Source organism: Polaromonas sp. P4_F6 (assembly GCF_056401275.1).
In genome coordinates, this window is the sequence record NZ_JBFUJQ010000003.1 from 14755 (window position 1) to 40314 (window position 25560).

Genomic DNA, 25560 nt, shown 5'->3' on the forward strand with positions numbered 1-25560 from the left:
TAGCTCCTCTCTGTGGGTAAGGGGCATGACATGCGCCTGGGCGCCCTGCCTGATGATTCTAAGGGTCCAGGGCCGGCCCGAATGGCATACGCCCGCAGTAAGAAGATACACCAAGCGGGCCGGCCCGGGTGCTCACGGCGATTTCACGGGATCGGGCGGCGGCAAGGCCGAGCGCAAGGCCCCCATCAATTCACCGAGCGACTCCTCCATGCGCAGCAGCAGCTCGTCGATGCCGTCGCGCGGGGCGTTGTCGCGCAGCGCCTGCTCCAGTGCCTCGGCGTCTTGCGGCAGTTGCGTGGCGCCTATCTGCGCCGAGACGCCGCGCAGCGAGTGGCTCAGCAGTTCCGCTGCCTTCAGGTCGCCGGCCGCCAGCGCCTCGCGTATGCGCACCGGCGTGTCCGCGCGGCCGTCCATGAAGCGGCGCAGCATCGAAATGTAAAAACCTTTCATATTCATCGCCCGGCTCAAGCCCACCGTCAAGTTGATGCCGGCAATGCTGTCCGGCAGCGCTTCATCGCCAGCGCCCGCCGCGTCCGCCGCCTGCACGGCGGCAAGGCGGGAGGCCTGCGTGCCGGCATCGGCTGCGGGCGCCGGTGCCGGCGCGGGCTCCAGGCTGTCCAGCGCCCTGCGCAGCTCGGCGGCGGCATCCGCGCGCTGCGCGGGCGTGAGGCGGCCCGGGTCCAGTTCCAGGCGCAGGCCGGGCCGGTCGCACTGAATCACCCCCGCCGCCGCAGCCGGCGGGGCCGGGGTTTTGCGGACCGCGTAAACCGTGATGGGCTCGGAAAACCCCTTGGCGATCACCGGCTCGCGCTCTTCGACCTCGATGTCGCCCTGCACCAGGTCGTGGGTGTCCCTGGAAATCAGGATGCCGCCGGGCTCGGCGGCCTGCTCCAGCCGGGCGGCGAGGTTCACCTCCCGGCCGATGATGGTGTAGTCCATGCGCAGGTTGCTGCCGAAGTTGCCGACGTCGCAAAAACCCGAGTTGATGCCTATGCGTATCTCGAAAGCCTTGGGAATGCCCATGGCCTTCCAGCGCTGCCGCAGCTCGGCCATGCGCTGCTGCATGGCCACGGCCATCCTGACGCACTGCACCGCGTCCTGGCGCGGGCCCAGGGTGTGGGGGTCGCCGAAGAAAATGACGATGGCGTCGCCGATGAACTTGTCCAGGGTCGCGCCGTACTCGGCGGCGATCTGCGACATCTCCTCGAAGTAACTGTTGAGCAAAAACGTAACTTCCTCGGGCTGCCACTGCGCCGTGGAGGCGGTGAAATTCTTGATGTCCGAGAAAAACACCGTGAGCCGTTTACGCTGGGTCTGGATCTCGGCCTGGCGGGATCCGTCAAAAAGCGACTGGTAGACCTGCGGCGCAAGATAGCGCGACAGCTGCTCGGACAGGGTCTTCAGGCGCTTGGCATTGGCGCTGCGCTCCAGGTGCAGCCTCACGCGCGCCAGCAGCACGGGCGGGCTGATCGGTTTGGTGATGTAGTCGGTGGCGCCCAGGTCCAGCCCGAACTGCTCTTCCTCCACGCTGCTCAGCGCCGTGAGGAAGATGACGGGAATGTCGGCCGTGCGCGGGTCGCGCGCCAGCCGCCGCATGACCTCGTAGCCGTCCATGCCGGGCATCATCACGTCCAGCAGGATGATTTCGGGGCGCCGCTCGGACAGCGCCACCTGCAGGCCCTCTTCGCCCGACTCGGCGGCCTCCACCTCATAGCCGTCCCGCAGCAGGGCGACAAGGAAAAACCGGACGTCCGCCGTGTCGTCCACCACCAGGATGCGGGCGCGGCGCTTGGAACGCCCCGCGTCTTGCTCGCTTACGGCTTCAGTCATGCGGCTCCTCCATGAACAACGGGGGGCCGGCGTCCGGCCTGGCCGGTTACCGGGATTGGCGCGCGGGTCGGCGTCGTCGCGCGCCGGCCTATTTCACCAGTTCCGCACGCATGGCGTCAATGACCGCCTTGTAGTCGGGTTTCCCGAAAATGGCGCTTCCGGCCACAAAGGTGTCGGCGCCGGCGGCGGCCACGCGCGCGATGTTGTCGGCCTTGATGCCCCCGTCGACTTCGAGGCGGATGTCCTTGCCCGAGGCCTCTATGCGCTTGCGCGCCTGTTCGATCTTGCGCAGCGCCGAGTCGATGAAGCTTTGCCCGCCGAAACCGGGGTTGACGCTCATGATCAGGATCAGGTCGATGTCCTCGATCACCCAGTCCAGCACGTCCAGCGGCGTGGCCGGGTTGAACACCAGCCCGGCCTTGCAACCCTTGGCCTTGATGGCCTGCACGCTGCGGTGCACGTGGCCGGAAGCCTCGGGGTGAAAGCTGATCAGGTCGGCGCCGGCATCGGCAAAAGCCGCGGCCAGCGCGTCAACGGGCTGGACCATCAGGTGCACGTCCACCGGCACCGAGGTGCCATCGGCCTTTTTGGCGTGCGGCTTGAGCGCCTGGCAGATCATGGGCCCGAAAGTCAGGTTGGGCACATAGTGGTTATCCATCACGTCGAAGTGGATCCAGTCGGCGCCGGCGGCGACGACGGCCTTGATCTCGTCGCCCAGGCGGGCGAAATCGGCGGACAGGATGGAAGGGGCTATCCGGTAGGTGGGCGGCTGGTTTTTAGGCATGGCAGGATTGTCGCAGCAAGCCGCGGCCCTCGTGTGCCCTTGGTGTTGCCCGCTGTTTCGCCGGGCCAACAGCAACGGCAGGCGGTTAACATGGTCGCCAACAGTTCCAGAGCCATGCCCAAATACCAGTTTTCCTGCGAAGTCGCCCCCCAATACCTGCCCGAACAATCGGCGCCGGAAGACCACGTCTACGGGTTTTCCTATACCGTCACGGTCACCAACACCGGCGAAGTGACGGCCCAGCTGATCTCGCGCCACTGGGTCATCAGCGACGCCAACGGGCACAACGAGGAGGTCAAGGGCCTGGGCGTGGTCGGCCACCAGCCGCTGCTCAAGCCGGGCGAATCCTTCCAGTACACCAGCGGGTCGCGCCTGCGCACGCCCAGCGGCACCATGCACGGCAGCTATTTTTGCGTCGCCGAGGACGGCGAACGCTTCGAGGCGCCTATTCCCATGTTCGTGCTGGAAGCGCACAACGGCAATGGCAGCGTCCCGCCCGGCCGCGTCCTGCATTAAGCCCCCGGTCCTGACCGCCCGATGAAAGACCTGGCATCCCTGCTCAAGGCGCTGGATCCGGACGCCGGCCTGGCCCAGCGCCATGTCTGGCTGATCAAGCTCTTCGAATGGATACGCGGCGATGAGATTTCCGTCCCGGCCGCGGTGGCGCGGGTGCAGGCCTTCATCGATGCCGTCGAGATGCAGCCCGAGCTGCGCGCGCGCCTGCAGGCCTGGTGGCAGACGCTGATCCAGACGGTCGACATCACCACCTTGCTGGCCGATTTCGGCTTCGCGCCGCGCACGGCCTTCGTCAGTGAGCTGGCCGAGCGCCTGCGCCGCAAATGGCTGCCCGGCACGCCCGAGACCGTCGACGCCTCCGAGCTGTTTCCCCTGGTGGCGCCCACCCGCTTTGACGCGCAGTGGATGGGCGCGCTCGAAGAGTCCCAGGTCGCCCGGCTCACCCTGCTGCTGTCGGCCAGCCCCGACATGGACACGCTGCACTGGCATTACAGCCTGATGGACGCGCTGGCCTATTGCACGGCGCAGATCCGCGCCACCGGCTTCGCGCCCGAGCTGCGCCTGCGCATGAACCGCGCCACACCGCACGCGCGCGCCTTTCATGCGCTGCCGGCCGACATCGACGGGCTGCGCAACGCTTTCTTCAAGCCCGAACGGGACGAGGCGCAATTGCAGGCCGCGATCGCGCAATACCGCGAGCGGCTGGACGCCTGCCGCCAGGCCGTCAACAGCATCTACACGCACCTGGAGGAAAACGGCATTTCGGTCGGCATGGTGTTTCGCCTGCGCCAGCTGCGCGAGCGCATGCTGCGCGTGCGCGAACTGCTCGACAGCCTGGTCTCGCCCAAGCCGGCCATGGCGGCCGTCAAGCTGCTGGGGCGCCGCGTCATCACCGCGCAGGAGGGCAAAAGCATCAGCGCGCTGATCAGCGCCAACTCCACGCTGCTGTCGGCCAAGGTGGCCGAGCGCAGCGCCGAGACCGGCGAGACCTACATCACCCGCACGCGCGGCGAATACCGTGAAATGCTGGGCAAGGCCATGGGCGGCGGCGCCGTCACGGCCCTCACCACGCTGCTCAAGTTCATGATCGTCGCGGTGGGCCTTTCGGCCTTCTGGGGCGGCTTCTGGTCCGGCCTCATGTATGCCGCCAGCTTCATCCTGATCCAGCTGCTGCATTTCACGCTGGCCACCAAGCAGCCGGCCATGACGGCGCCGGCCATGGCGGCCAAGCTCAAGGACCTCGGCTCGGCCGACGCCGCCAGCACCATCGAAGCTTTTGTCGACGAGGTCACGCACCTGGTGCGCTCGCAGGTGGCGGCAGTCTTCGGCAACGTGTTCATGGTGGTGCCCGCGGTGCTGCTGGTCAACACGCTGGTGCTGTTGCTGCTGGGCCGGCCCATGATCAGCCCCACCGAGGCCGAGCATGTGCTGGGCACGCTGACCTTGCTGGGCCCCACGCTGATGTGGGCGGGCTTTACCGGCGGCATCCTGTTCGCGGCCAGCATGATCGCGGGCTGGACCGAAAACTGGTTCGTGCTGCACCGCCTGGACTCGGCCATGCGCCACAACCCGCGCATCACCGCCGTGCTGGGCAGCGAGCGCGCGGCCCGTTGGTCAAGCTTCATGCGCGACAACATCTCGGGCTTCGCCTCCAACATCGCGCTGGGCTTCATGCTGGGGCTGATCCCGGCCTTCACCGGCTTCTTCGGCGTGGAACTCCAGGCACGCCACGTCACGCTGTCCACCGGCCAGCTGGCCGCGGCCGGCGCCTCGCTGGGCCTGGAAGCCTTCAAGCACCCTACCATCTGGTGGTGCGTCGCGGCCATTCCGCTGATAGGCGCGCTGAACCTCGGCGTGAGTTTTTACCTCGCGTTCCGCCTGGCCCTGCAAGCGCACAACGTGAGCAATGTGGACCGCGCCCGCATTCGCGCCGCCATCTGGGCGCGCTGGCGCAGCCATCCGCGCAGCTTCTTCATGCCGTCTGAATAAGCTCACCCCCGTCCAGGCTCACTGCGTGTAGCCTGTTCTCCCCTTCCAGGGGGCGGGCGCCTGCGGTCTGGCAAAGCCAGTCCCGCGGCCCCCACTGATGAAATACCTCCATCACCGATAGCACCCACAGAATTCTTCAAGCCAGCATGAGCCGCGGAACCGGCTTTGCCGGGCCGCAGGCGGGCGGCCCCCTCGGGGGGCAGCGAACCACACGCAGTGGGGAGCGTGGGGGCCAGATTTCCGGCCTTGTCCTACATGTCGCCATGCGAGGCCCCTGTAAATTAATGCAACAAGTTTTCTTTCGCGCAAACCCACCGGGCCCCAGGCCGTAAAGGCTGGCCGACCAACGCGCAACAGGCCGCCTCCAGGGGCCTGTCTGCAGAAGTTCCCATCAGAGTGGAGACCCATCCCCCATGAATGACATCCTGGCCATCTGGGCCGAATGGATCAAACCTTCGGCAGGCTTGCCGACCGTGCAGTGGTCCATCCTGCTCGCGGTGGCCGCCGCCGCGGGCCACCTGCTGAACCGCTATACCGGCCTGCCCAAGGTGGTCGGCTATTCGCTGGTCGGCGGCGTTGCCGGCCTGGCCGGGTTCACCGGCGCGGTCTGGCCGCTGCAGGGCACGGGGCTGTTCCTGCTGGAACTGGGCGTGGCCGTGGTGCTGTTCGAGGCCGGCGGGCGCATTCCGCTGCGCTGGTTTCGCCACAACCCCATGGTGCTGGTGCAAAGCCTGGCCGAATCGGCGCTGACCTTTATTCTGGTGTACTGGGCCCTGGGCGCGATGAGCGTGCGCGTTGCCGTGGCCGAACCGCTGGCCCTGTTGGCCATGGCCGCTTCGCCGGCCGTGCTGTCGCGCGTGGCCATAGACACGCGCGCGGCCGGCCCGGTCACCGAACGCGCGCTGGTGCTGTCCACGCTGGGCACGCTCTATGCGCTCACGCTGTGCAGCGCCCGCGCCGGCATGATGCACCGCCCCGAATCGGCTGTGGCCAGTGTGCTCAGCACGCTCTACCCGGTGCTGGTGGTGCTGGGCCTGTCGGTGGTGGTGGGCGCGGTGCTGGCCCTCACGCTGCGCACCGCGCTGCGCGTGATGAGCCCCACCAGCGAAAACACCGCCATCCTGCTGCTGGCCCTGATCGCCGCCGGCGCCGCGCTGGCGGCCCACTTCGGCGGCTCGGCACCGCTGGCGGCGCTGCTGGGCGGCATGCTGCTCAAGCAGCTCAACCCGCGCCCCTGGTCATGGCCGCGGCAGATGGGCACGGCCTCCGCCATGCTGACCATGCTGATGTTCGTGCTGGTCTCGGTGGTGGCGGCGCAGGCCGACTGGAGCGGCCCGGTGGCCGGCCTGGTCATCGCCATGGTCCTGGCGCGCATGGCGGCCAAGATCATCGGTGTCGCCATCGGCAACGCGGGCAGCGGCGCCAGCTGGAAACAGGCGCTGTGGGTGGGCTGCGCGATGTCGCCGATGTCCTCGGTCGCGCTGCTGCTGGTGTCGCAGTTCGCCACGGCCTCGGGCGCCCTGGGCCGGCAGATCGCCAGCGTGGCCCTGCCCGCCATCCTGCTGATGGAGGTGCTGGGCGCGGTGCTGGCCACCGTGGCCATTTACCGCGCCGGCGAAAGTTCCAAACCCTGGGCGCCGCTCACGCGCGGCCCCGCATCCGGACCCGTCCATGAGCCTTGAACCTTTTCACAAATCGGCCGCGCTGTCGCTGGGCGTGGAGCTTGAGCTGCAGCTGGTGAACACGCACGACTACGACCTCGCGCCCTATGCCGAGGACATGCTGCGCCTGATGTCCAAAATCCCGCTGCCCGGCGCCGTGGTGCCCGAGATGACCTCCAGCATGATTGAAGTCTCGACCGGCATCTGCCACAACGCATCGGAGGTGCTGGGCCAGCTTTCGCAGATCCGCGACGCGCTGGTCAAGAGCGCCGACAAGCTCAACATCGCCGTGGTCGGCGGCGGCACCCATCCCTTCCAGCAGTGGCATGAGCGACGCATCTACGACAAGCCGCGCTTTCGCGAGCTGTCCGAGCTCTACGGCTATCTTTCCAAACAGTTCACCATCTTCGGCCAGCATGTGCATGTGGGCTGCCCCGACGCCGACAGCGCGCTGCTCACGCTGCACCGCATGTCGCGCTACATCCCGCATTTCATCGCGCTGTCGGCCTCCTCGCCCTATGTACAGGGCCAGGACACGGCCTTCGACTCGGCGCGGCTCAACTCGGTGTTCGCCTTTCCGCTCTCGGGCCGCGCGCCCTTCGCGCTGACCTGGGACAATTTCACCGTTTACTTCGACAAGATGACGCGCACCGGCGTGGTCAAGAGCATGAAGGACTTTTACTGGGACATCCGGCCCAAGCCGGAGTTCGGCACCATCGAGATTCGCGTGTTCGACACGCCGCTCACGGTGGAGCGGGCCACCGCGCTGGCGGGCTTTGTCCAGTCGCTGGCCTCCTGGTTCATGCACGAGCAGCCCTTTGTGCCCACCGAGGACGACTACCTGGTCTACACCTACAACCGTTTCCAGGCCTGCCGCTTCGGCCTGGACGCGGTCTACGTGGACCCCGCCACCGGCGGCCACATGCCGCTGCGCGAGCACATCCTGCAGACCATGTCGCAGATAGAGCGCCATGCCACCGCCATGGGCGCGGGCGCCTCGCTGCACCTGCTGCGCAACAGTGTGGAGCGCGGCGACAACGACGCCCGCTGGTTGCGCGAAAGGCAGGGCGAGGAGCACCTGCTGGCCGAAGTCATACGCCAGGCGTCGGAACGTTTTCGCGGCGGCGTGACGCACCAGCAAAATTCCTGAAACCCCTGCCGGCGCAGCCTGTATGCTCTGCGCCATGGGTGAATTCGACCTGATTGCGCGCTACTTCACGCGCCCCGCCGCGCGCGCAGCGCTGGGCGTGGGTGACGACTGCGCGCTGCTGCAGCCCGCGCCCGGCACGCAGCTGGCGATTTCCAGCGACATGCTGGTCGAGGGCCGGCACTTCTTCGCGGACGTGGACGCTTTCACGCTGGGCCACAAGGCGCTGGCCGTCAACTTGAGCGATCTGGCCGCCTGCGGCGCCAAACCGCTGGCCTTCACGCTGGCGCTGGCGCTGCCGCGGGTCGACGAAGCCTGGCTGGCCGCATTCTCCCAAGGCCTGCTGGCGCTGGCCGATGCGCACGGCTGCGATCTGGTGGGCGGCGACACCACGCAGGGGCCGCTCAATATCTGCATCACCGTGTTCGGCGAAGTACCCGTGCTGAACGGCAAAAGCCAGGCGCTGCTGCGCTCGGGCGCAAAAGCCGGCGACGATGTGTACGCCAGCGGCACGCTGGGCGACGCGCGGCTCGCGCTGGACGCGCTGCGCGGCACCATGCCCTTGCCGCCCGCCTTGCTGGCCCAGGCCAGGCGCCGGCTGGAGCAACCCACACCGCGTGTGGCCTTGGGCCTGGCGCTGCGCGGCATTGCCTCGGCGGCCATTGACGTGAGCGACGGCTTGATCGGCGACCTGCGGCACATCCTGCGCGCCTCGGGTGTGGGCGCCACACTCGAGACGGCGCCCGCCGCCCATCTGGTGGCCGCTTGCGCCCACCCCGATTGGCCCGGAACCGGCATTGATGCCGACAAGCAGCTGGAGTTCGCGCTGGCCGGTGGCGACGACTACGAACTCGCTTTCACCGCGCCGGTGTCGGCCCGCGAAGCCGTGCAGGCAGCGGCACGGCAGGCGCAAACCCCCGTCAGCCGCATAGGCCGCATCGACACGGACCCCGGCCTGCGCCTGCTGGACGCGGCCGGCGTGCTGATGGAGCGGCGCTACGCTTCTTTCGATCACTTCGCCTGAGGGCGAATGCCGGCGCCTGGGCGCGCTGGGTACACCAGGCCGCGCGCGAGGCGGCCCAGCACCGACCAGAACTGGGCCGGTGCCAGGGCACGCAAATGCCGGGCCTCGGCCATCGCGGCGGCGGCCAGGCGGTTTTCTTCGGCTGCGGTGTAGGCGGAATTCATGGAAGCATCCTTTCAGTTGCGGTACGGCTCCACTGTGCGCAAAACCGCCGCCAGCGGAAACCACCCGCGGCGCAAATGCGTCTTGCGCCAGGCGCAAAACAAAACAAACCGGCGATGGGTAATATGGCCGGCATGCGCAACCTGAACTTTGACGACATGCACCTGTTTGCACGCGTGGCCGAGCTGGGCAGCTTCTCGGCCGTAGCCCGCGCACGCGGTGTGCCTGTCAGCCAGGTATCCCGCGCCATCGCCCGCATCGAAAAAACCTGCAATGCGCGGCTGGTGCAGCGCAGCACGCATGCGCTGACCCTCACGCCCGAGGGAGAGACCTTTCTCGGCTATTGCCGGCGCATGACACACACACTGGACGACCTGGAAGGCGAGTTCGCCAGCCAGAGCGGCGAGGCCAGCGGCTGGGTGCGGGTGGCGGCCAGCACCGTGATGGCTGAATACCTGCTGGTGCCCAGCCTCGAAGGGCTGAGCCAGCGCCATCCGCAGGTTCGTGTGGAACTCAAGGTGGACGACCGCCTGGTGGACATGGTGCGCGACGGTGTCGACATCGCGATACGCAGCGGCACGCACACCAACGAGAACACGGTGATGCGCCAGATTGGCACGCATGGGCGGCGGCTGTACGCCACGCCGGCTTATCTTGCGGCCCACGGCACGCCCGAACACCCTGACGACCTGGGCGGGCACCGCCTGATCAGCAACAGCGGCGCGACCACGCTCAACCGCTGGCCCTTCATCATCGACGGCCAACCCGTGGTGATCACGGCGGACGGCCATTGGCGTGCCGACTCCACCGGCACGACCAGCCAGTTGGCCCTGCAAGGCCTGGGCATCGCGCGCTTTGCCATGCTGGCGGCCGAGCCCCTGGTGCGGCGCGGCCTGCTGGTGCCGGTATTGCCGGGCTTTGTCGACGAGCAGCCCGTGCCCATCCACGCTGTGACGCTGGGCGGGCGCCACCGGCTGCCGAAGATCCGGGCCTGCATTGACTACTGGGCCGAATGGTTCAGCCATGAAGGAGACTTGATCCGCTGACCCCCTACCGGTTGGTTCGTCCGCGTTATCTGGCGTCGACCAACGCGCGGATATCCAGCAAAGTCAGCTCATTGGCATCGGGCTTGCCGATTTCGCGCCCCGATGAATACGGAAAGTTGTTGTCATTGACCAGCACGATGTGCGTGGCATCCACTATCGCCAGGCCTTCGGGGCCCAGGTGCGGCAGCGAAAACACCGCCTCATTCGGCCCCAGCTTCGCGAGGCGCTGCGGGTTGGCGATGCGGGTCAGGTCGATGTAGGCCACCTTGCGCACAAAACCATCGGCATCGGCGGCCGCCAGGTCTATCTTGTAGACGCGCTTGAAACGCGCGGGCCGCGTGAAGCAGTCGGTGCGCGCTTCGCCCGGACAGGCCGGCGCCTGGCCTTCGGTGCTGTCGTCGCGCTCTATCACCAGGCCGGCCGTGGCGTCCAGCAGCTGGAAATCGGCCGCGACATTGCCCACTTCCTCGAGCAGGTACTTCCATTGCTTGCCGGTGTAGCTGCCCGAAGCAGCGTCCACCTCGTTGATGCGCACATAGGTCTTGTCGCCGGATTTTTCGACGCTTTTGGCCGTGGTGTCGAACAGCGGGCCTTCAAACATGGGATAGAGCTTGCTGCCGTCGGGTGACTTGGCCATGCCCTCAAAGCCGTTGGAGCGGCGCACCTCAAACAAGGCCTCGCCGGGCAGGTTGGGCAGGCGGCCCTGCATGTAGTGGTCGGGCGAGGCCAGCAGCTTGCCCTTGATGACGGTTTCAATCACGCCCAGGACCCGGCCCTGGAAGTCGGTGCGCAGCAGGTAGGGGCCGTATTCGTCGCCTATCCACCATTCCTTGCCCACCACCTGCAGGGATTCGGGGTCGAAATCGATGCCCGTGAGGTAGCGCCGCGAGGTGTTTTCGTTCTGGATGTGGAAAGGAATGCGCTTGTGGGGGTCGCTCAGGAAGGTCGTGCCGCGGCGCAGGACCCGGCCCTTGCCCCAGTCCACGGACAACCGGTGCACCATCAGCAGCGCGTCCTGCGAATTGACCTTGTTGCCGAAGCCGTTGTCGGTCAGCGCCAGGAATTCGCCCTTGCCCAGGGAGACAATGCCCGAAAAACCCTGCACCGACTGGCCCTTCATGGGCAGCGCGCCGCCGGAGGCGCGCGGGTATTTGGGGTCGCCGACAAAGGTGTTGGCGCTTTCGCTGCCGAGCTGCTCGTTGCGCTGGCGTTTGGCATTGGCGAATTTGCCCGCCGTGGCGAAGAAGGGCCCCGCATCGCGCGGCGCCGCCACCGAAGCGTCGGCGGCCAGGACCGCATGGCCCGCCAGCACGGCCTCCACGGCCGGCGCCGTCTGGGCGCGGCCGCTGCCGGCCGCCAGGCACAACGCGCAGGCGGCGGCCAGGGTCAAGGCGTTCATCTTGTTCAAAACCTGCTTGTGTTTGCTCATCCCGAATTCCCTCTTGTCTGGTGAATCGCAGGACTGTGCCGGCCGCGTGTGAAACCGCTGTGACAAAATCAGCCACTGCCCACCCCCACACATGACCGACACCACCACGCCGCCGCCCGCCTTCCGGCCCACCGCGAAATTCCTGCTGGCGCATCCCGCGCACTTCATTGCCCTGGGCTTTGGCGCCGGCCTGAGCCCGGTTGCGCCCGGCACGGCCGGCACGCTCTGGGCCTGGCTGGCCTTCCTGGTGCTGCAGCAGTGGCTCACGCCGGCAGAGATGGGCTGGCTGATCGCCGCCTCCACCCTGGTGGGCTGGTGGGCCTGCACCGTGACGGCCAAGGCCATGAACGTACTCGACCCGGGCAGCATCGTCTGGGACGAAGTCGTGGCCTTCTGGCTGGTGCTGTGGCTGGTGATGCCCGCGGACTTCGGTGCCCAGCTGGCCGCGTTCGGGCTGTTCCGCTTTTTTGACGCCGTCAAACCCGGCCCCGTGGCCTGGGCCGACCAGGCCTTCAAGGGCTTTAACTGGCGCGGCGGCTTCGGCATCCTGTTTGACGACTTCGTGGCGGCGTTTTGCACGCTGCTGGTGATCGCGCTCTGGAGGTTCTGGTGAGCGGCGCGTTGGCTGAACAGCTCGCGGCCCTGCTGCAGGCCCAGGGCCGCATGCTGGCCACCGCCGAAAGCTGCACCGGCGGGATGATTTCCGCGGCCTGCACCGACCTGGCCGGCTCCAGCAACTGGTTTGAGCGCGGCTTTGTCACCTACTCCAACGAAGCCAAGACGCAATTGCTGGGCGTCCCGGCCCCGCTGATCGCCCGCCACGGCGCGGTCAGCGAGGAAGTGGCGCGTGCCATGGCCTCCGGTGCGCTGGCGCATTCGCGCGCGCAGGTGTCCGTGGCGGTCACGGGGGTGGCCGGCCCGACGGGCGGTAGCGCCGCCAAACCCGTGGGTACGGTATGGTTTGGCTTCGCGCTGCCGGGGCGGCTGGTGTCGGAAGTCAGGCGCTTTGACGGCGACCGGGCCGCGGTACGCGGCGCCACGGTGGCGCACGCGCTGCGGCGGCTGCTGCAATTGCTGCAAGAGCCGGAAGCCCCGCAAGAGGCCAGCTGACGCCTGCGTGACGCCCGCCCCGCGCCGGCCGCTATAGAGTTCGCGGACCCGACCCTCACCGACATCGCCGACATCCCCGACCAGGAGACAGCATGCATCCCAACCAGATCACCCTCGAGAATTTCTACGCGTCCTTCGCCCGCCTTGACTCGGACGCCATGGCCGCCTGCTACGCGCCCGACGCCCAGTTCGACGACGAGGCCTTCTCGCTGCGCGGCCACAAGGAGGTCACCGGCATGTGGCACATGCTGTGCGACGTGACCAAGGCCAAGGGCGCCGACGTCTGGAAGCTGAAATGGAGCGGTATCGAGGCCGGCGCGCAGACCGGCAAGGCGCACTGGGAGGCCGACTACCGCTTCAGCGCCACCGGGCGCATGGTGCATAACGTGATCGACGGCCAGTTCGAGTTCAACGAACAGGGGCTCATCAGCCGCCACCGCGACCGCTTCGATTTCTGGGCCTGGTCGCGCCAGGCGCTGGGCACGCCCGGCCTGCTGCTGGGCTGGACGCCTTTTCTGCGTAACAAAGTGCGGGCCCAGGCGGGCGCGAATCTGCAAAAATATCTGGCGTCACGGCACTAGCCCCACGCCAGACTTGAACCCCGACAGGAGGAGCCCATGCCCTGGTTTGACGGTTTTGAATCGCGCAGCTTCGAGGTCAACGGCGCCTCCATCAACGCGCGCGTCTCGAAAACCACGCTGGGCGAACCGCTGCGCCCGGCCCTATTGCTGCTGCACGGCTTTCCGCAGTCGCATGTGATGTGGCACCGCGTGGCCCAGCGCCTGGCCGCCGACTACTTCCTGGTGATGCCCGACCTGCGCGGCTACGGCGACTCCTCCAAGACGGCGGGCTTGCCCGACCACAGCAATTACAGCAAGCGCAACATGGCGCACGACATGGTCGGCGTCATGGACGCGCTGGGCGTGAACCGCTTCTTCCTGTGCGGCCACGACCGCGGCGGACGCGTGGCGCACCGGCTGGCGCTGGACCACGCCGCGCGCGTGGCCAAGCTCTGCGTCATCGACATCGCGCCCACGCTCGACATGTATGAGGGCCGCAGCATGACCGAGCCCTATATGGCCTTTGCCCGCGCCTACTACCACTGGTTCCATATGCTGCAGCCCGCGCCGCTGCCCGAGATCATGATGGGCGCCAACCACCCGGAAACCGCCAAGGCCTACCTGCACGCCAAGCTGGGCGGCTGGGGTAGCGCCGGGCTGAACTACATCGAGCCGCGGGCGCTGGCCGAATACGAGCGCAGCTTTTGCAACGCCGAGGCGCTGCACGCCGCCTGCGAAGACTACCGCGCCAGCGCCGGCATAGACCTGGAGCACGACCGCGACGGGCGCGCGCAGGGCCTGAAGCTGGCCTGCGCGCTGCTGGTGCTGTGGGGCGAGCGCGGTGTGGTGCACCGCCTGTTCGACCCGCTGGCGCTATGGCGGGCGCAGTGCAGCGGTGAGGTCAGCGGCCAGGCCATGGCGGCCGGGCATTTCATTCCCGAGGAGCAGCCCGAGGCCACGGCGCGGGCGCTGCGCAACTTCTTCCACTGATCACTCCGGGCCCCAGCAACATGTCGCACTACACCGCACAAACCTTGTGGGAACGCAAGGACGCCAACTTCCTGGACAACCGTTACAGCCGCCGCCACCTGCTGCGCTTTGACGGCGGCCTGGAGGTACCGGGCTCATCGTCGCCCAGTGTCGTGCCGCTGCCCATGTCCGATGCCTCGGCGCTGGACCCGGAAGAGGCTTTTGTGTCCGCGCTGTCGAGTTGCCACATGCTGTGGTTCCTGACCATGGCGGTCAAACGCAAGTTCCGCGTGGACCGCTACTTCGACGCGGCGGTCGGCGTCATGGAAAAGAACCCGGAGGGCAAGGTCGCCATGACGGTGGTCACGCTGTATCCCGAAGTGACGTTTTCCGGCGAGCACCAGCCCAGCCGCGAAGAGCTGGCCAAGATGCACCACGACGCGCACGAGGCCTGCTTCATCGCCAACTCGGTCAAGACCGAGGTGCGCTGCGAGCCGGTCTACGGCGACACGTGAACGGCCGCGGCTCGGCGGCTACTTCAGCCAGCCGCGCTTCCTGAAGTACCACATGGGCACGACGGCGCTGGCCACCATCAGCAGGATGGCGTAGGGGTAGCCCAGCGACCAGTCTAGCTCGGGCATGAGTTTGAAGTTCATGCCGTAGACGCTGGCGATCAGCGTGGGCGGCAGCAGCGCGACGCTGGCCACCGAGAAGATCTTGATGATCTTGTTCTGGTTGATGTTGATGAAACCGACCGTGGCGTCCATCAGGAAGTTGATCTTGTCGAACAGGAAGGCGGTATGCGAGTCCAGCGAGTCGATGTCGCGCAGGATCTGCCGCGCCTCCTCGAACTGCTCGGCGTTGAGCATCTTGCTGCGCATCATGAAGCTGACGGCGCGGCGCGTGTCCATCATGTTGCGGCGTATGCGGCCGTTCAAGTCTTCGTGACGGGCGATGCTGCCCAGCACCTCGCCGGCCAGCGCGTCGGTCACGTCGCCCGACAGCACCTGGCTGCTGACTTTCTCGAGCTCGACGTAAATGCCTTCCAGCGTGTCGGCCGAGTATTCGGCGTCGGCGTCGAACAGCTTGAGCAGCACTTCCTTGGCATCCTCGATCAGGCCGGGGGCGCGGCGCGCGCGCATGCGCAGCAGCCGGAACACCGGCACGTCCTCGTCGTGGATGGAGAACAGCACGCCCTTGCTCTTGAGGTCGTCGTTGACCAGGTTCAGGATGAAAGCCACGCGTACGGTGCGCGGCTCGGCGTCGTCGGCGATCAGGAAGTCCGAGCGTATGTGCAGCTCGCCGTTGTCTTCCTCGTAAAAGCGCGCCGACTCCTCGATGTCCTCGTCCATCGCGTCTTCCGGGATGGACAGGCCGTAGTACTGCTTGATCCAGCGTTTTTCTTCGAGGGTGGGGGATTCCAGGTCCACCCAGATGGGCTGGAACCGGGAGAGTTCTTCCAGGGATTCGATTTCTTCCTGGAAAAGCCGGCCGTTGGCGAGCGTGAAAATATTGAGCATGACTGACTGCCTATCGGTTCAGGGGGCTGCACACAAGGCCTGCGCTCGGGCCTTGCGCAAAGCGCGGTAAAGGGGCGGTGGGATGGTGCATCGCTTTCAACCCCCTTTTGAACGTGAGCCTTTGCCGGGCTTGCGTCAGTCTGCGGTGTTGAAAGCTAGCGACTAGGGCTGCTTTCCAAGGATTTCTCCGTAATTGAACAGCGGCGATTATGGCATTTCAGGCCCGGCTTAGGCTACATAAAAAAGGCGATGAGCTCGTCCTTGCGCGCATAGGCATCGCGCTCGCCCAGCGCCATCAGCGCCTTCACAAAGCCCGGTTCGAACAGCAGGTAGCTGGCCAGCGCCGCGCCGCCGGGGCTGCCCTTGGCGCCCAGCGCGCCCAGGCCAGCCAGGGCGTTGTAGGTCGCCGCGGGCAATTCGGACGCATGGGCCTGCGCCAGCGCGTCCAGCGATTGCGAGGGCGCGATCGCCAGGATGTCCACCGGCCGGTAGGGCATGATGGCCGCGATCTCGCGCGGCATCTGGCGCACGGTCTTGCTGACGCGCTGCGCCTGTTCCACGTCGGCCTGCAGCGTGTCCTGGAAAACGCTGGCCATGGCATGGCCGGCAATCGCGCCCAGTGATGGCCGGCCGGTGACGTTGGCGCCGTTGCCGCCGCCCACAAAGCCGGCGCGTTCGGGCTGGCCCACGCCTATCACCAGCACCTTGCCGGCGCCCAGGTGCAGCGCGGGCGACAGCGGCGAGCTCTGGCGCATGGAGCCGTCGCCGAAGAACTCGGGATGGCCGTCCACCCACAGCGGCGTGGCCGGAAACAGGAAGGGGATGGCGCTGGAGGCCATCAGGTGCTCGATGGTGATGGGCTGGAATTCGGCGCGGCGCCCGGGCCGGCTCCACAGGTCGGACTGCCGGCCCGCCGCCATCTGGCAGAAGGTCCAGTGCACGCCGCTGCTGTAGCTCGAAGCCGTGACGGCCACGGCGCGCAGCGTCCTGTCCTGCAGGGCCTGCTCGATGCGGCCCAGCGAGATGGTGCGGTGCAAGGTGTCCACCAGCGGCGTGTTGTCCAGCAGCGCCTGCTGCGCCCGCACCTGCTGCGACAGAAACAGCGCCGCGGCGATGCGGCTCGAGCGTATCCAGGCCGGCACCTTGAGTTTGTAAACATGCGAGGAGCGCAGCGTGGTCCAGAAGGCGGCCAGCTGGGCAAAGGCCTGCAGGCCCTCGCCGGCGCGGCTGGCCAGGAAAGCGGCATTGAGCGCGCCGGCCGAGGTGCCCACCAGGATGTTGAACGGAAACCGCTCGCCGGCCGCGCCGCCCTGCAGGCTCAGGATGGTCGACAGCGCATGCAGCACGCCGGCCTGGTAGGCGGTGCGGGCTCCGCCGCCCATGAGCACCAGCGCACTGCGGTCCTCGTCGGGCCGGGTCAATGCGGAGGAAATAATGGTCTCAAGCGACATGGCCGGGCCGGGTCGGAGGCGAACAGGGAAAGAGCAGGCGGTGCATGGTCGTGAAGAGGCTTGTTGTTATGGTTTTCCTGCAGCCCGGCACACAGCGGCCCGGTCCTTGACGGACCCTTGTTTCGGCCCTGGAGCAGCCAGCGTGAACCTTGCCCGCATGATGCCGCCCGCGCGGATTTCCCGCAAGCCTGGTATCCCTCCATACACGGCTGCGCCGCAAAAAGCCTGCGAAATCAAGCGCTTGCCGCACCCTCGGGAACGGCGCGCCGGCCGGCCTCGCGGAGGCGGCGCCATACCGGTCAAGAGGATTTTCAGAAGGTTTCATTATTTATTGCAAGCCCGGTTGCAATTGATGGCCTTCGGGCGCATAGTAAATCCAAGAGCGTTGTCCCCGTCTGCCGCCCTCCCTCACGGGCCGGGTGGTGTTTTCAACCCCAGCTCCAACATTGGAAAAGGAGTCTCTTTATGAACTTGACGATCAGCGGTCACCATCTTGAAGTCACCCCCGCGCTGCGCGGCTATGTGACCAGCAAGCTGGATCGGATTACCCGGCATTTCGACCAGGTAGTGGACGTAAAAGTCCTGTTGACAGTGGACAACATGAAAGAAAAGGAAAGACGCCAGCGGGCCGAGTGCAATGTGCATGTCAAGGGCCGCGACCTGTTCGCCGAGAGTTCCCACGCTGATCTTTACGCCGCCGTAGACGAGTTGACCGACAAGCTGGATCGCCAGGTCGGACGCTACAAAACCAGAACCCAGGACCACCACCACGTTGCCGCCAAGCGCCAGGCCTGAAGGGCCTCCCCGTTTTTTGCCTGAGCCGGTGCGCCGCCCTGCCAAGGGGGCGCGCTGTTCCCAACGCGGTCCGATTGGAGACCCCGCCTTGGCGACCGGCACCGGGTTTGCGCAAGTTGCATGAAAAAAGCCGCTTGAGGGTTCAAGCGGCTTTTTTATGCCTCTTTTCCCAGCAAACCCGCTGCAAAGTGCATAATTCGGCGACTAAAAGATTGTTATGAACCGTCTTTCGCAAATTTTGCCCCCCTCCCAAGTGCTGGTCAGCGTCGAAGCGACCAGCAAAAAGCGTGCTTTCGAAGAAGCCGGGCTGCTGTTCGAGAACCAGCACGGCCTGAACCGCGCGCTGATCACCGACAGCCTGTTCGCCCGTGAACGCCTGGGCTCGACCGGCCTCGGCCATGGGGTGGCGATTCCGCACGGCCGCATCAAGGGGCTCAAAGCCCCCATGGCGGCGGTGTTCCTGCTGCAGTCGCCGATTGGCTTTGACGCGCCGGACGAACAGGCCGTGGCCCTGCTGATCTTCCTGCTGGTGCCCGAAGCCGCCACGCAAAAACACCTCGAGATCCTCTCGGAAATCGCCGAACTGCTCAGCGACAGCACCTTGCGCGAGCAGCTCAAGACCAGCACCGATGCCGCTGGACTGCACCATCTGATCGCTTCCTGGCACTCGGTCCACGAAGTCAGCTCCTAGCCCGCACCGGGCTCTTTTCCCGTACCACAGGCCGGCATGAAGCCCACCGTTGTCAGCGCCGACGTTTTATTTGAAGACCACCGCGCCTCCCTGAAATGGGAATGGGTCGCCGGCCTGGGCGCCTCCGAGCGGCGCTTTGACGAGGTGGCCGTGCGGGCCGCCCGCTCCGGCGCCGACCTGGTCGGTTACCTCAACTACATCCATCCCTACCGCGTGCAGATTCTGGGCGAGCGCGAGGTCGCCTACCTGACCAACGCCAGCCCCGAGGACTGCGCCCGCCGCATCTCCCGCATCATCACGCTGGAGCCGCCGGTGCTGGTCGTGGCCGACGGCCAGGTGGCGCCCGACACGCTGCTGTCCATGTGCGAGCGCGCGCAGCTTCCGATGTTTTCCACGCCGGAGTCGGCCGCCTTCGTGATCGATGTGCTCAGGGCCTACCTGTCCAAACATTTCGCCGACCGCACCTCCATGCACGGCGTGTTCATGGACATCCTGGGCATGGGCGTAATGATCACCGGCGAGTCGGGCCTGGGCAAAAGCGAGCTGGGCCTGGAGCTGATTTCGCGCGGCCACGGCCTGGTGGCCGACGACGCGGTGGACCTGTACCGCATCAACCAGACCACCATCGAGGGGCGCTGCCCCGAGCTGCTGCAAAACCTGCTCGAGGTGCGCGGCATAGGCCTGCTCGACATCAAGGCGATTTTTGGCGAAACAGCGGTGCGCCGCAAGATGCGCCTCAAGCTGATCGTGCACCTGGTGCGCCGCGAGACGCTGGAGCGCGACTACGAGCGCATTCCCTACGAGCCGCTGACGCAGGACGTGCTGGGCATACCGGTGCGCAAGGTCATCATCCAGGTGGAGGCCGGCCGCAACATCGCCGTGCTGGTCGAGGCCGCGGTGCGCAACGCGATTTTGCAGCTGCGCGGCATCAATACGTACCAGGAATTCGTCGAAAGGCATCGACGCGCCATGGAACAGGATGATTAGAAGGCGCGAATAAACCTTCTGCGCTCTGCCGGATTACCTCCGAACCCCTCAAGAGTGGTGGTGCCTGACCGGCGTGCCGGTGCTGCGGTTGGGGCATTTGTCCTTGGTGCAGTTGGCGTAGATGGACAGGGAGTGGTCGGCGATGGCGAAGCCCTTGGTTTTGGCGACCAGCTGCTGGCGTTTTTCGATCTCGGCGTCGTAGAACTCCTCGACCTTGCCGCAGTCCAGGCACACCAGGTGGTCGTGGTGCTGGCCTTCGTTGATCTCGTAGACCGCCTTGCCGGACTCGAAGTTGCTGCGGTTGAGCAGGCCGGCCTGCTCGAACTGGGTCAGCACCCGGTAAACGGTGGCCAGGCCGATGTCCGAGCGTTCTTCGAGCAGCACCCGGAACACGTCTTCGGCCGTCATGTGGCGCTGTTTGCCCGCCTGAAAAATTTCCAGGATCTTCAGGCGCGGCAGCGTGGCCTTCAAACCCGTGTTTTTCAGCTCGTCAATGTTGCTCATGGGAAAACTCTCTGGGTAAAACCGGTGTAAAGCGGCAATGCGGCCCGTCCGGTCGGATGCCGGCCGGGAGCCCCCAGCCGCTACAATGAACAATCATATCGCTACACCCCCTTACTATGTCAGCCATGCCTGCAAATCATCGTTACGGCGCCCGAACCGCTTTCCTGCTCCTGGCTTGCATGGTGCTGGCGTCCTGCAGCAGCCTGAGCGGCATGAGCGCCAGCGCCGCCAACCCGATCAACTGGGTCACGCCCTACAAGGTCGACGTGATCCAGGGCAACTTCGTGTCCAAGGAGCAGATCGAGCAGCTCAAAACCGGCATGACGCGCGACCAGGTCAAGGCCACGCTGGGCACGCCGCTGATGGCCAGCCTGTTCCACGCCGACCGCTGGGACTACGTCTTCACCCTGAAGCGGCAAGGCGTGGAACCCCAGTCCTACAAATACACCGTGTATTTCAAGAACGACCAGCTGGAGCGTTTTGAAGGCGACGCCATGCCGAGCGAAACCGAATTCATCTCCAAGCTGGGCAACCGGCGCAAACTGGGCGAGGTGCCCGTGCTCGAAGCCACCGAAGAGCAGTTGGTCAAGGCCGCCGGAAAATCCAAGCCGGCTGCGGACAGCGCCGCCGCAACGTCCGCGAGCGTGCCCGCCGGCGCGCCGCCCGCCAGCTACCCTCCCCTCGAAAGCCCGAAACAGTGAGCGGGGCGGCTGCCAACCAGGCCCGCCGCCACCGGGTCGCGGTGGCGGGTGCCAGCGGCCGCATGGGCCAGATGCTGATCGAGGCGATCAGCGCCAGCACCGACTGCCAGCTGACCGGCGCGCTTGACCTGCCCTCCAGCCCGGCCATAGGCGCCGACGCCGCCGCATTCACCGGCCGCGCCAGCGGCGTGGCCATCAGCGCCGATATCCGCCAGGGGCTGAAAGACTCCGGCGTGCTGATCGACTTCACCCGCCCCGAAGGCACGCTGGCCCACCTGGCGGCCTGCCGCGAGATGGGCGTCAAGCTGGTCATAGGCACCACCGGCTTCTCCGATGCGCAGAAAGCCGAAATCGCCGCCGCCGCCAAGGATATCGCCATCGTCATGGCGCCCAACATGAGCGTGGGCGTCAACGTCACGCTCAAGCTGCTCGAGATGGCGGCCCAGGCCCTGTCCACCGGCTACGACATCGAGATCGTCGAAGCCCACCACCGCCACAAGGTCGACGCGCCTTCGGGCACCGCGCTCAAGATGGGCGAGGTCATCGCCGGCGCGCTGGGCCGCGACTTGAAGGACTGCGGCGTCTATGCCCGCGAAGGCGTGACGGGCGAGCGCGACCCGCTGTCCATCGGCTTTTCCGCAGTGCGTGGCGGCGACGTGGTGGGCGACCACACCGTGATGTTCCTGGGTACCGGCGAGCGCATCGAAATCAGCCACAAGTCGTCCAGCCGCAGCAACTATGCCCAGGGCAGCCTGCGCGCCACCCGTTTCCTGGACGGTCACGCCACCGGCCTTTTCGACATGTTCGACGTGCTGGGTCTGAAAAAATAATCCCGGCCCGGGCCGCGGCAACTCAAAGGTGTGATCCACATGGATTTCCTGAGCCTCATGACCCAAGGCGGCATCGTCAGCCAGCTGGTGGCTATCCTGCTGCTGGCCATGTCGGTGGCGAGCTGGGTCGTGATCCTCTGGAAAACCTGGCTGCTTCAACGCGCCGCCGGCGACGTGGCGCGCAGCACCGCGGCCTTCTGGCAATCGGCCTCGATGGAACAGGCCGCTGACAAAGTCGCCGCCTTCGACCGCGAAGCGCTGGTGCTGCCGCTGATCGCCGCGACCAAACTCCCGGCCGCTGGCACGCTGGCCACGGCGGGCGACAAGTCCCAGCAACTGACCCGCGTGCTGCGCGATGCGCTGCACGCCGTGCTGCACAAACTGCAATTCGGCCAGGTGCTGCTGGCCACCGTCGGCTCCACCGCGCCTTTTGTAGGGCTGCTGGGCACGGTCTGGGGTATTTACCACGCGCTGGTCGGTATCGCTTCGGCCGGCCAGATCACCATTGACAAGGTCTCGGGCCCCGTCGGCGAGGCCCTCATCATGACGGCCGCCGGCCTGGCCGTGGCCATCCCGGCCGTGCTGGCCTACAACATCTTCGGCCGCTCCATAGGCCGCATCGAAGCCGACCTGGAAGGCTTCGCGCGCGATTTGCGCGAGCTCCTGGCGCACAAGGCCTGACGACCATGGCTTTTGGACGGCTTGAGCGCACCCAGGGGCCCCAGCCCATGAGCGAGATCAACGTCACGCCGCTGGTGGACGTGATGCTGGTGCTGGTGGTCATCTTCATCATCACTGCGCCCCTGCTGGCCAGCAGCATACGGCTGGACCTGCCTAAAAGCGACGCCGCCAAGCCGGCCGACACCCCGAAATTCGTCACGCTGGTGGTCGACAAGTCCGGCCAGGCTTTCCTGAACGACAAACCCCTGAATGCCGATGAACTGGCGGGCCGGCTGCGTGAGACCGCCGCCCAGAACCCCGAGACCGAGGTCCAGCTGCGGGCAGACGAGGGTGTGCCCTATGGCAAGGTGGTGCAGGTGATGGGCCTGGCGCAAAAAGCCGGGCTCAACCGCATCGGCTTTGTGGCCGACAACCCTTCCGCCTCGGCCCCAAGCCGCTAAACCACGCCGGTACGGCCCAGCCCCTAAAATCGGGGATTCCCGGCAACGGCCACGCCGCCCGGCCTTTTTCCCTGTTTCCTGTTCCGCTTTCCGCCTTCCCGGTTCTCCATGCAAGACAAATACAACCATCTCGACGTTGAGCGCGACGCTCAAGCCCACTGGACCGCCGCCGACGCCTACCGCGTGACGGAGGATGCCGGCCGCAAGAAATACTACGCCTGCTCCATGCTGCCCTACCCCAGCGGCAAGCTGCACATGGGCCATGTGCGCAACTACACCATCAACGACATGCTCACGCGCCACCTGCGCATGAAGGGCTACAACGTGCTGATGCCCATGGGCTGGGACGCCTTCGGCCTGCCGGCCGAAAACGCCGCCATGAAAAACGGCGTGCCGCCGGCCCGCTGGACCTACGACAACATCGCCTACATGAAAAAGCAGATGCAGGCGATGGGGCTGGCCATCGACTGGAGCCGCGAGGTCGCCACCTGCGACCCGGACTACTACAAGTGGAACCAGTGGCTGTTCCTGAAGATGCTGGAAAAAGGCATTGCCTACCGCAAGACCCAGGTCGTGAACTGGGACCCGGTCGACCAGACCGTGCTGGCCAACGAACAGGTCATTGACGGCAAGGGCTGGCGCACCGGCGCCACCGTGGAAAAGCGCGAAATCCCCGGCTACTACCTCAAGATCACGGCCTACGCCGAAGAGCTGCTCGACAGCGTCAGCCACAAGCTGCCCGGCTGGCCCGAGCGCGTCAAGCTGATGCAGGAAAACTGGATAGGCAAAAGCGAAGGCGTGCGCTTTGCCTTCACGCACGACATCCAGGATGCATCCGGCAAGCTGATCGGCGACGGCAAGATGTACGTCTTCACCACGCGCGCCGACACCATCATGGGCGTGACCTTCTGCGCCGTGGCGCCCGAGCACCCGCTGGCCCTGCACGCCGCCGCCTCCAGCCCCAAGGTTGCGGCCTTCATCGAGGAAAGCAAGGCCGGCGGCACCACCGAAGCCGAACTCGCCACGCAGGAAAAGAAAGGCGTGCCCACGGGCCTTTTTGTCACGCACCCGCTCACGGGCGGCAAGGTCGAAATCTGGGTCGGCAACTATGTGCTCATGAGCTACGGCGACGGTGCCGTCATGGGCGTGCCGGCGCATGACGAGCGCGACTTCGAGTTCGCCAAAAAATACGGCCTGCCCATCAAGCAGGTGGTCGACGTCAAGGGCCAGGCCTATAGCCTGGACGCCTGGGCCGACTGGTACGGCGACAAGCAGCAGGGCATCACCATCAATTCCGGCAAGTACGACGGCTTGTCCTTCAAGGCCGCCGTTGATGCCGTCGCGGCCGACCTCGCGGCCAAGGGCCTGGGCGAGAAAAAAACCACCTGGCGCCTGCGCGACTGGGGCGTGAGCCGCCAGCGCTACTGGGGCACGCCGATTCCCATCATCCACTGCGAGGAGCACGGCGCCGTGCCGGTGCCGGAAAAAGACCTGCCCGTGGTGCTGCCGCAGGACTGCGTGCCCGACGGCTCCGGCAACCCGCTGCACAAACACGCGGGCTTTCACGCCGGCGTGGTCTGCCCCGTCTGCGGCAAGCCCGGGCGCCGCGAGACCGACACCATGGACACCTTTGTCGACTCGTCCTGGTACTTCATGCGCTACTGCGACCCCAAGAACAGCGACAAGATGGTGGCTGAAGGCGCCAACTACTGGATGCCCATGGACCAGTACATAGGCGGCATCGAACACGCCATCCTGCATCTGCTTTATGCGCGCTTCTGGACCAAGGTCATGCGCGACTTGGGGCTGGTGAAGGTCGACGAGCCTTTCACCAAGCTGCTCACGCAGGGCATGGTGCTCAACGAAGCCTTCGCGCGCACCACCACCGGCAAACAGTACTTCTGGGCGCACGAACTCGACATCGTGCGCGACGAGCACGCCAAGGTGCTCTCCGCCACCGCCAAGGCCGACGGCCTGCCGGTGCCCTACGAGGGCTGGACCACCATGTCCAAGTCCAAGAACAACGGTGTCGACCCGCAGGACCTGATCGAAAAGTACGGCGCGGACACCGCCCGGCTCTACACCATGTTCACCGCGCCGCCCGACACCACGCTGGAGTGGAACGACGCCGCGCTCGAGGGCTCCTACCGTTTCCTGCGCCGTGTCTGGAATTTCGGCGTCAAGCTCGGCGCCGGCAAGCAGCCCGAGGGCGGCGCGCCCGCATACGACAAGGACACCAAGGCCTTGCGCCTGGAAATCCACACGGTGCTCAAGCAGATCGACTACGACTACCAGCGCATGCAGTACAACACCGTGGTGTCGGGCAACATGAAGCTGCTCAACGCGCTGGAAGACTTCAAGGGCGCGGCCTCCGCCGGCTCGGACGCCGCCCTGCGCGAAGGCTTCGGCATCCTGCTGCGCTGCCTGTACCCGGCAACGCCCCATCTGGCGCATGCGCTGTGGTCGCAGCTCGGTTATGCCGCGCAGCACGGCGAGCTGCTCGACGCGCCCTGGCCGCAGGTGGACGCCGCCGCCCTGCAGCAGGACGAGATCGAACTGGTGCTGCAGATCAACGGCAAGCTGCGCGGCGCCGTCACGGTGCCGGCCGGCGCCGACAAGGCCGCCATCGAGGCCGCCGCGCTGGCATCCGAGGCCTTCACCAAACAGGCCGCGGGCGCGCCCGCCAAAAAAGTGATCGTGGTGCCCGGCCGCCTGGTCAACATCGTCATCTGA

At 66.3% G+C, this 25560-nt stretch carries 26 protein-coding genes; 19 read left to right on the forward strand and 7 right to left on the reverse strand.

Features of this window, described 5'->3' with window-relative positions; all coding sequences use genetic code 11:
* Positions 1-132 precede the first annotated feature (132 nt).
* On the reverse strand, positions 133-1830 hold the full coding sequence (locus tag AC1DUN_RS09430; RefSeq protein WP_477713741.1) for an adenylate/guanylate cyclase domain-containing protein: 1698 nt from the start codon (positions 1828-1830) through the stop codon (positions 133-135).
* Positions 1831-1918: 88 nt separating this feature from the next.
* Positions 1919-2614 (reverse strand): ribulose-phosphate 3-epimerase, encoded by a 696-nt coding sequence (rpe, locus tag AC1DUN_RS09435; RefSeq protein ID WP_477713742.1) that lies wholly within the window; start codon positions 2612-2614, stop codon positions 1919-1921.
* Between the two features lie 114 nt (positions 2615-2728).
* Between rpe and apaG the strand changes: the two genes are divergently transcribed.
* The 5 genes from apaG (at position 2729) to thiL (ending at position 8951) form a co-directional block, all read left to right on the forward strand.
* Complete coding sequence (gene apaG, locus AC1DUN_RS09440; RefSeq protein WP_477714086.1) at positions 2729-3130, forward strand: Co2+/Mg2+ efflux protein ApaG; 402 nt, start codon at positions 2729-2731, stop codon at positions 3128-3130.
* A gap of 21 nt (positions 3131-3151) precedes the next feature.
* A complete protein-coding gene (locus AC1DUN_RS09445) occupies positions 3152-5119 on the forward strand; it encodes a site-specific recombinase (RefSeq protein ID WP_477713743.1) in 1968 nt (655 codons plus the stop codon).
* 413 nt (positions 5120-5532) lie between these two features.
* Positions 5533-6801 (forward strand): cation:proton antiporter, encoded by a 1269-nt coding sequence (locus AC1DUN_RS09450; protein ID WP_477713744.1) that lies wholly within the window; start codon positions 5533-5535, stop codon positions 6799-6801.
* Complete coding sequence (locus tag AC1DUN_RS09455; protein ID WP_477713745.1) at positions 6791-7930, forward strand: YbdK family carboxylate-amine ligase; 1140 nt, start codon at positions 6791-6793, stop codon at positions 7928-7930. The genes AC1DUN_RS09450 and AC1DUN_RS09455 overlap by 11 nt, the downstream gene beginning before the upstream one ends.
* A gap of 34 nt (positions 7931-7964) precedes the next feature.
* Positions 7965-8951 (forward strand): thiamine-phosphate kinase, encoded by a 987-nt coding sequence (gene thiL / locus AC1DUN_RS09460; protein WP_477713746.1) that lies wholly within the window; start codon positions 7965-7967, stop codon positions 8949-8951.
* Here the strand turns inward: thiL and AC1DUN_RS09465 are convergent.
* Positions 8939-9115 (reverse strand): hypothetical protein, encoded by a 177-nt coding sequence (locus AC1DUN_RS09465; protein WP_477713747.1) that lies wholly within the window; start codon positions 9113-9115, stop codon positions 8939-8941. The two genes, thiL and AC1DUN_RS09465, sit on opposite strands and share 13 nt — an antisense overlap.
* A 114-nt stretch (positions 9116-9229) precedes the next feature.
* Here AC1DUN_RS09465 and AC1DUN_RS09470 point away from each other — a divergent pair, with 114 nt between their 5' ends.
* Positions 9230-10159, forward strand: a complete 930-nt coding sequence (locus AC1DUN_RS09470) for a LysR family transcriptional regulator (RefSeq protein ID WP_477713748.1) — start codon at positions 9230-9232, stop codon at positions 10157-10159.
* Positions 10160-10184: 25 nt separating this feature from the next.
* On the opposite strand, the gene AC1DUN_RS09475 is transcribed toward AC1DUN_RS09470, so the two are convergent.
* Positions 10185-11588 carry an esterase-like activity of phytase family protein gene (locus tag AC1DUN_RS09475; protein ID WP_477713749.1) on the reverse strand — a complete coding sequence of 468 codons (1404 nt, stop codon included), beginning with the start codon at positions 11586-11588 and terminating at the stop codon, positions 10185-10187.
* A 91-nt stretch (positions 11589-11679) separates the two neighbouring features.
* Between AC1DUN_RS09475 and AC1DUN_RS09480 the strand changes: the two genes are divergently transcribed.
* From AC1DUN_RS09480 to AC1DUN_RS09500, 5 genes are all read left to right on the forward strand, one after another.
* Positions 11680-12201 carry a phosphatidylglycerophosphatase A family protein gene (locus tag AC1DUN_RS09480; RefSeq protein ID WP_477713750.1) on the forward strand — a complete coding sequence of 174 codons (522 nt, stop codon included), beginning with the start codon at positions 11680-11682 and terminating at the stop codon, positions 12199-12201.
* Entirely contained in the window at positions 12198-12698 is a 501-nt protein-coding gene (locus AC1DUN_RS09485; protein WP_477713751.1) for a CinA family protein, read from the forward strand. The genes AC1DUN_RS09480 and AC1DUN_RS09485 overlap by 4 nt, the downstream gene beginning before the upstream one ends.
* A 92-nt stretch (positions 12699-12790) precedes the next feature.
* On the forward strand, positions 12791-13279 hold the full coding sequence (locus AC1DUN_RS09490) for a nuclear transport factor 2 family protein (protein WP_477713752.1): 489 nt from the start codon (positions 12791-12793) through the stop codon (positions 13277-13279).
* Positions 13280-13315: 36 nt separating this feature from the next.
* Positions 13316-14248 carry an alpha/beta fold hydrolase gene (locus tag AC1DUN_RS09495; protein ID WP_477713753.1) on the forward strand — a complete coding sequence of 311 codons (933 nt, stop codon included), beginning with the start codon at positions 13316-13318 and terminating at the stop codon, positions 14246-14248.
* Positions 14249-14268: 20 nt separating this feature from the next.
* Entirely contained in the window at positions 14269-14742 is a 474-nt protein-coding gene (locus tag AC1DUN_RS09500) for an OsmC family protein (RefSeq protein WP_477713754.1), read from the forward strand.
* An 18-nt stretch (positions 14743-14760) separates the two neighbouring features.
* On the opposite strand, the gene corA is transcribed toward AC1DUN_RS09500, so the two are convergent.
* Positions 14761-15747 (reverse strand): magnesium/cobalt transporter CorA, encoded by a 987-nt coding sequence (gene corA, locus AC1DUN_RS09505; RefSeq protein WP_477713755.1) that lies wholly within the window; start codon positions 15745-15747, stop codon positions 14761-14763.
* Between the two features lie 233 nt (positions 15748-15980).
* Positions 15981-17198, reverse strand: coding sequence for a patatin-like phospholipase family protein (locus AC1DUN_RS09510; protein ID WP_477713756.1), 1218 nt, complete (start codon positions 17196-17198; stop codon positions 15981-15983).
* Between the two features lie 465 nt (positions 17199-17663).
* Between AC1DUN_RS09510 and hpf the strand changes: the two genes are divergently transcribed.
* From hpf to hprK, 3 genes are all read left to right on the forward strand, one after another.
* Positions 17664-17993 (forward strand): ribosome hibernation-promoting factor, HPF/YfiA family, encoded by a 330-nt coding sequence (hpf, locus tag AC1DUN_RS09515; RefSeq protein ID WP_007872838.1) that lies wholly within the window; start codon positions 17664-17666, stop codon positions 17991-17993.
* 217 nt (positions 17994-18210) lie between these two features.
* On the forward strand, positions 18211-18684 hold the full coding sequence (locus tag AC1DUN_RS09520; RefSeq protein WP_007872841.1) for a PTS sugar transporter subunit IIA: 474 nt from the start codon (positions 18211-18213) through the stop codon (positions 18682-18684).
* A gap of 36 nt (positions 18685-18720) precedes the next feature.
* Positions 18721-19671, forward strand: coding sequence for an HPr(Ser) kinase/phosphatase (gene hprK / locus AC1DUN_RS09525; RefSeq protein ID WP_007872844.1), 951 nt, complete (start codon positions 18721-18723; stop codon positions 19669-19671).
* Between the two features lie 48 nt (positions 19672-19719).
* On the opposite strand, the gene fur is transcribed toward hprK, so the two are convergent.
* Positions 19720-20175: a ferric iron uptake transcriptional regulator gene (gene fur, locus AC1DUN_RS09530; protein ID WP_477664536.1), complete on the reverse strand. Its 456-nt coding sequence runs from the start codon at positions 20173-20175 to the stop codon at positions 19720-19722.
* Positions 20176-20300: 125 nt separating this feature from the next.
* Here fur and AC1DUN_RS09535 point away from each other — a divergent pair, with 125 nt between their 5' ends.
* The 5 genes from AC1DUN_RS09535 to leuS all read left to right on the forward strand — a co-directional run bounded on the left by AC1DUN_RS09535 (position 20301) and on the right by leuS (position 25560).
* Positions 20301-20876 carry an outer membrane protein assembly factor BamE gene (locus AC1DUN_RS09535; RefSeq protein ID WP_477713757.1) on the forward strand — a complete coding sequence of 192 codons (576 nt, stop codon included), beginning with the start codon at positions 20301-20303 and terminating at the stop codon, positions 20874-20876.
* Complete coding sequence (dapB, locus tag AC1DUN_RS09540) at positions 20873-21706, forward strand: 4-hydroxy-tetrahydrodipicolinate reductase (protein WP_477713758.1); 834 nt, start codon at positions 20873-20875, stop codon at positions 21704-21706. Before AC1DUN_RS09535 ends, dapB begins: the two co-directional genes overlap by 4 nt.
* Before the next feature lie 39 nt (positions 21707-21745).
* On the forward strand, positions 21746-22387 hold the full coding sequence (locus AC1DUN_RS09545) for a MotA/TolQ/ExbB proton channel family protein (RefSeq protein WP_477713759.1): 642 nt from the start codon (positions 21746-21748) through the stop codon (positions 22385-22387).
* A 5-nt stretch (positions 22388-22392) separates the two neighbouring features.
* Complete coding sequence (locus tag AC1DUN_RS09550) at positions 22393-22827, forward strand: ExbD/TolR family protein (RefSeq protein ID WP_477713760.1); 435 nt, start codon at positions 22393-22395, stop codon at positions 22825-22827.
* 108 nt (positions 22828-22935) lie between these two features.
* Positions 22936-25560, forward strand: a complete 2625-nt coding sequence (gene leuS / locus AC1DUN_RS09555; RefSeq protein WP_477713761.1) for a leucine--tRNA ligase — start codon at positions 22936-22938, stop codon at positions 25558-25560.

Bases quoted from the DNA above. Each gene is read 5' to 3' on its own strand.
- AC1DUN_RS09430 (WP_477713741.1), bottom strand. From the start codon at position 1,830: ATGACTGAAGCCGTAAGCGAGCAAGACGCGGGGCGTTCCAAGCGCCGC.
- rpe (WP_477713742.1), bottom strand. From the start codon at position 2,614: ATGCCTAAAAACCAGCCGCCCACCTACCGGATAGCCCCTTCCATCCTG.
- apaG (WP_477714086.1), top strand. From the start codon at position 2,729: ATGCCCAAATACCAGTTTTCCTGCGAAGTCGCCCCCCAATACCTGCCC.
- AC1DUN_RS09445 (WP_477713743.1), top strand. From the start codon at position 3,152: ATGAAAGACCTGGCATCCCTGCTCAAGGCGCTGGATCCGGACGCCGGC.
- AC1DUN_RS09450 (WP_477713744.1), top strand. From the start codon at position 5,533: ATGAATGACATCCTGGCCATCTGGGCCGAATGGATCAAACCTTCGGCA.
- AC1DUN_RS09455 (WP_477713745.1), top strand. From the start codon at position 6,791: ATGAGCCTTGAACCTTTTCACAAATCGGCCGCGCTGTCGCTGGGCGTG.
- thiL (WP_477713746.1), top strand. From the start codon at position 7,965: ATGGGTGAATTCGACCTGATTGCGCGCTACTTCACGCGCCCCGCCGCG.
- AC1DUN_RS09465 (WP_477713747.1), bottom strand. From the start codon at position 9,115: ATGAATTCCGCCTACACCGCAGCCGAAGAAAACCGCCTGGCCGCCGCC.
- AC1DUN_RS09470 (WP_477713748.1), top strand. From the start codon at position 9,230: ATGGGTAATATGGCCGGCATGCGCAACCTGAACTTTGACGACATGCAC.
- AC1DUN_RS09475 (WP_477713749.1), bottom strand. From the start codon at position 11,588: ATGAGCAAACACAAGCAGGTTTTGAACAAGATGAACGCCTTGACCCTG.
- AC1DUN_RS09480 (WP_477713750.1), top strand. From the start codon at position 11,680: ATGACCGACACCACCACGCCGCCGCCCGCCTTCCGGCCCACCGCGAAA.
- AC1DUN_RS09490 (WP_477713752.1), top strand. From the start codon at position 12,791: ATGCATCCCAACCAGATCACCCTCGAGAATTTCTACGCGTCCTTCGCC.
- AC1DUN_RS09495 (WP_477713753.1), top strand. From the start codon at position 13,316: ATGCCCTGGTTTGACGGTTTTGAATCGCGCAGCTTCGAGGTCAACGGC.
- AC1DUN_RS09500 (WP_477713754.1), top strand. From the start codon at position 14,269: ATGTCGCACTACACCGCACAAACCTTGTGGGAACGCAAGGACGCCAAC.
- corA (WP_477713755.1), bottom strand. From the start codon at position 15,747: ATGCTCAATATTTTCACGCTCGCCAACGGCCGGCTTTTCCAGGAAGAA.
- AC1DUN_RS09510 (WP_477713756.1), bottom strand. From the start codon at position 17,198: ATGTCGCTTGAGACCATTATTTCCTCCGCATTGACCCGGCCCGACGAG.
- hpf (WP_007872838.1), top strand. From the start codon at position 17,664: ATGAACTTGACGATCAGCGGTCACCATCTTGAAGTCACCCCCGCGCTG.
- AC1DUN_RS09520 (WP_007872841.1), top strand. From the start codon at position 18,211: ATGAACCGTCTTTCGCAAATTTTGCCCCCCTCCCAAGTGCTGGTCAGC.
- hprK (WP_007872844.1), top strand. From the start codon at position 18,721: ATGAAGCCCACCGTTGTCAGCGCCGACGTTTTATTTGAAGACCACCGC.
- fur (WP_477664536.1), bottom strand. From the start codon at position 20,175: ATGAGCAACATTGACGAGCTGAAAAACACGGGTTTGAAGGCCACGCTG.
- AC1DUN_RS09535 (WP_477713757.1), top strand. From the start codon at position 20,301: ATGCCTGCAAATCATCGTTACGGCGCCCGAACCGCTTTCCTGCTCCTG.
- AC1DUN_RS09545 (WP_477713759.1), top strand. From the start codon at position 21,746: ATGGATTTCCTGAGCCTCATGACCCAAGGCGGCATCGTCAGCCAGCTG.
- AC1DUN_RS09550 (WP_477713760.1), top strand. From the start codon at position 22,393: ATGGCTTTTGGACGGCTTGAGCGCACCCAGGGGCCCCAGCCCATGAGC.
- leuS (WP_477713761.1), top strand. From the start codon at position 22,936: ATGCAAGACAAATACAACCATCTCGACGTTGAGCGCGACGCTCAAGCC.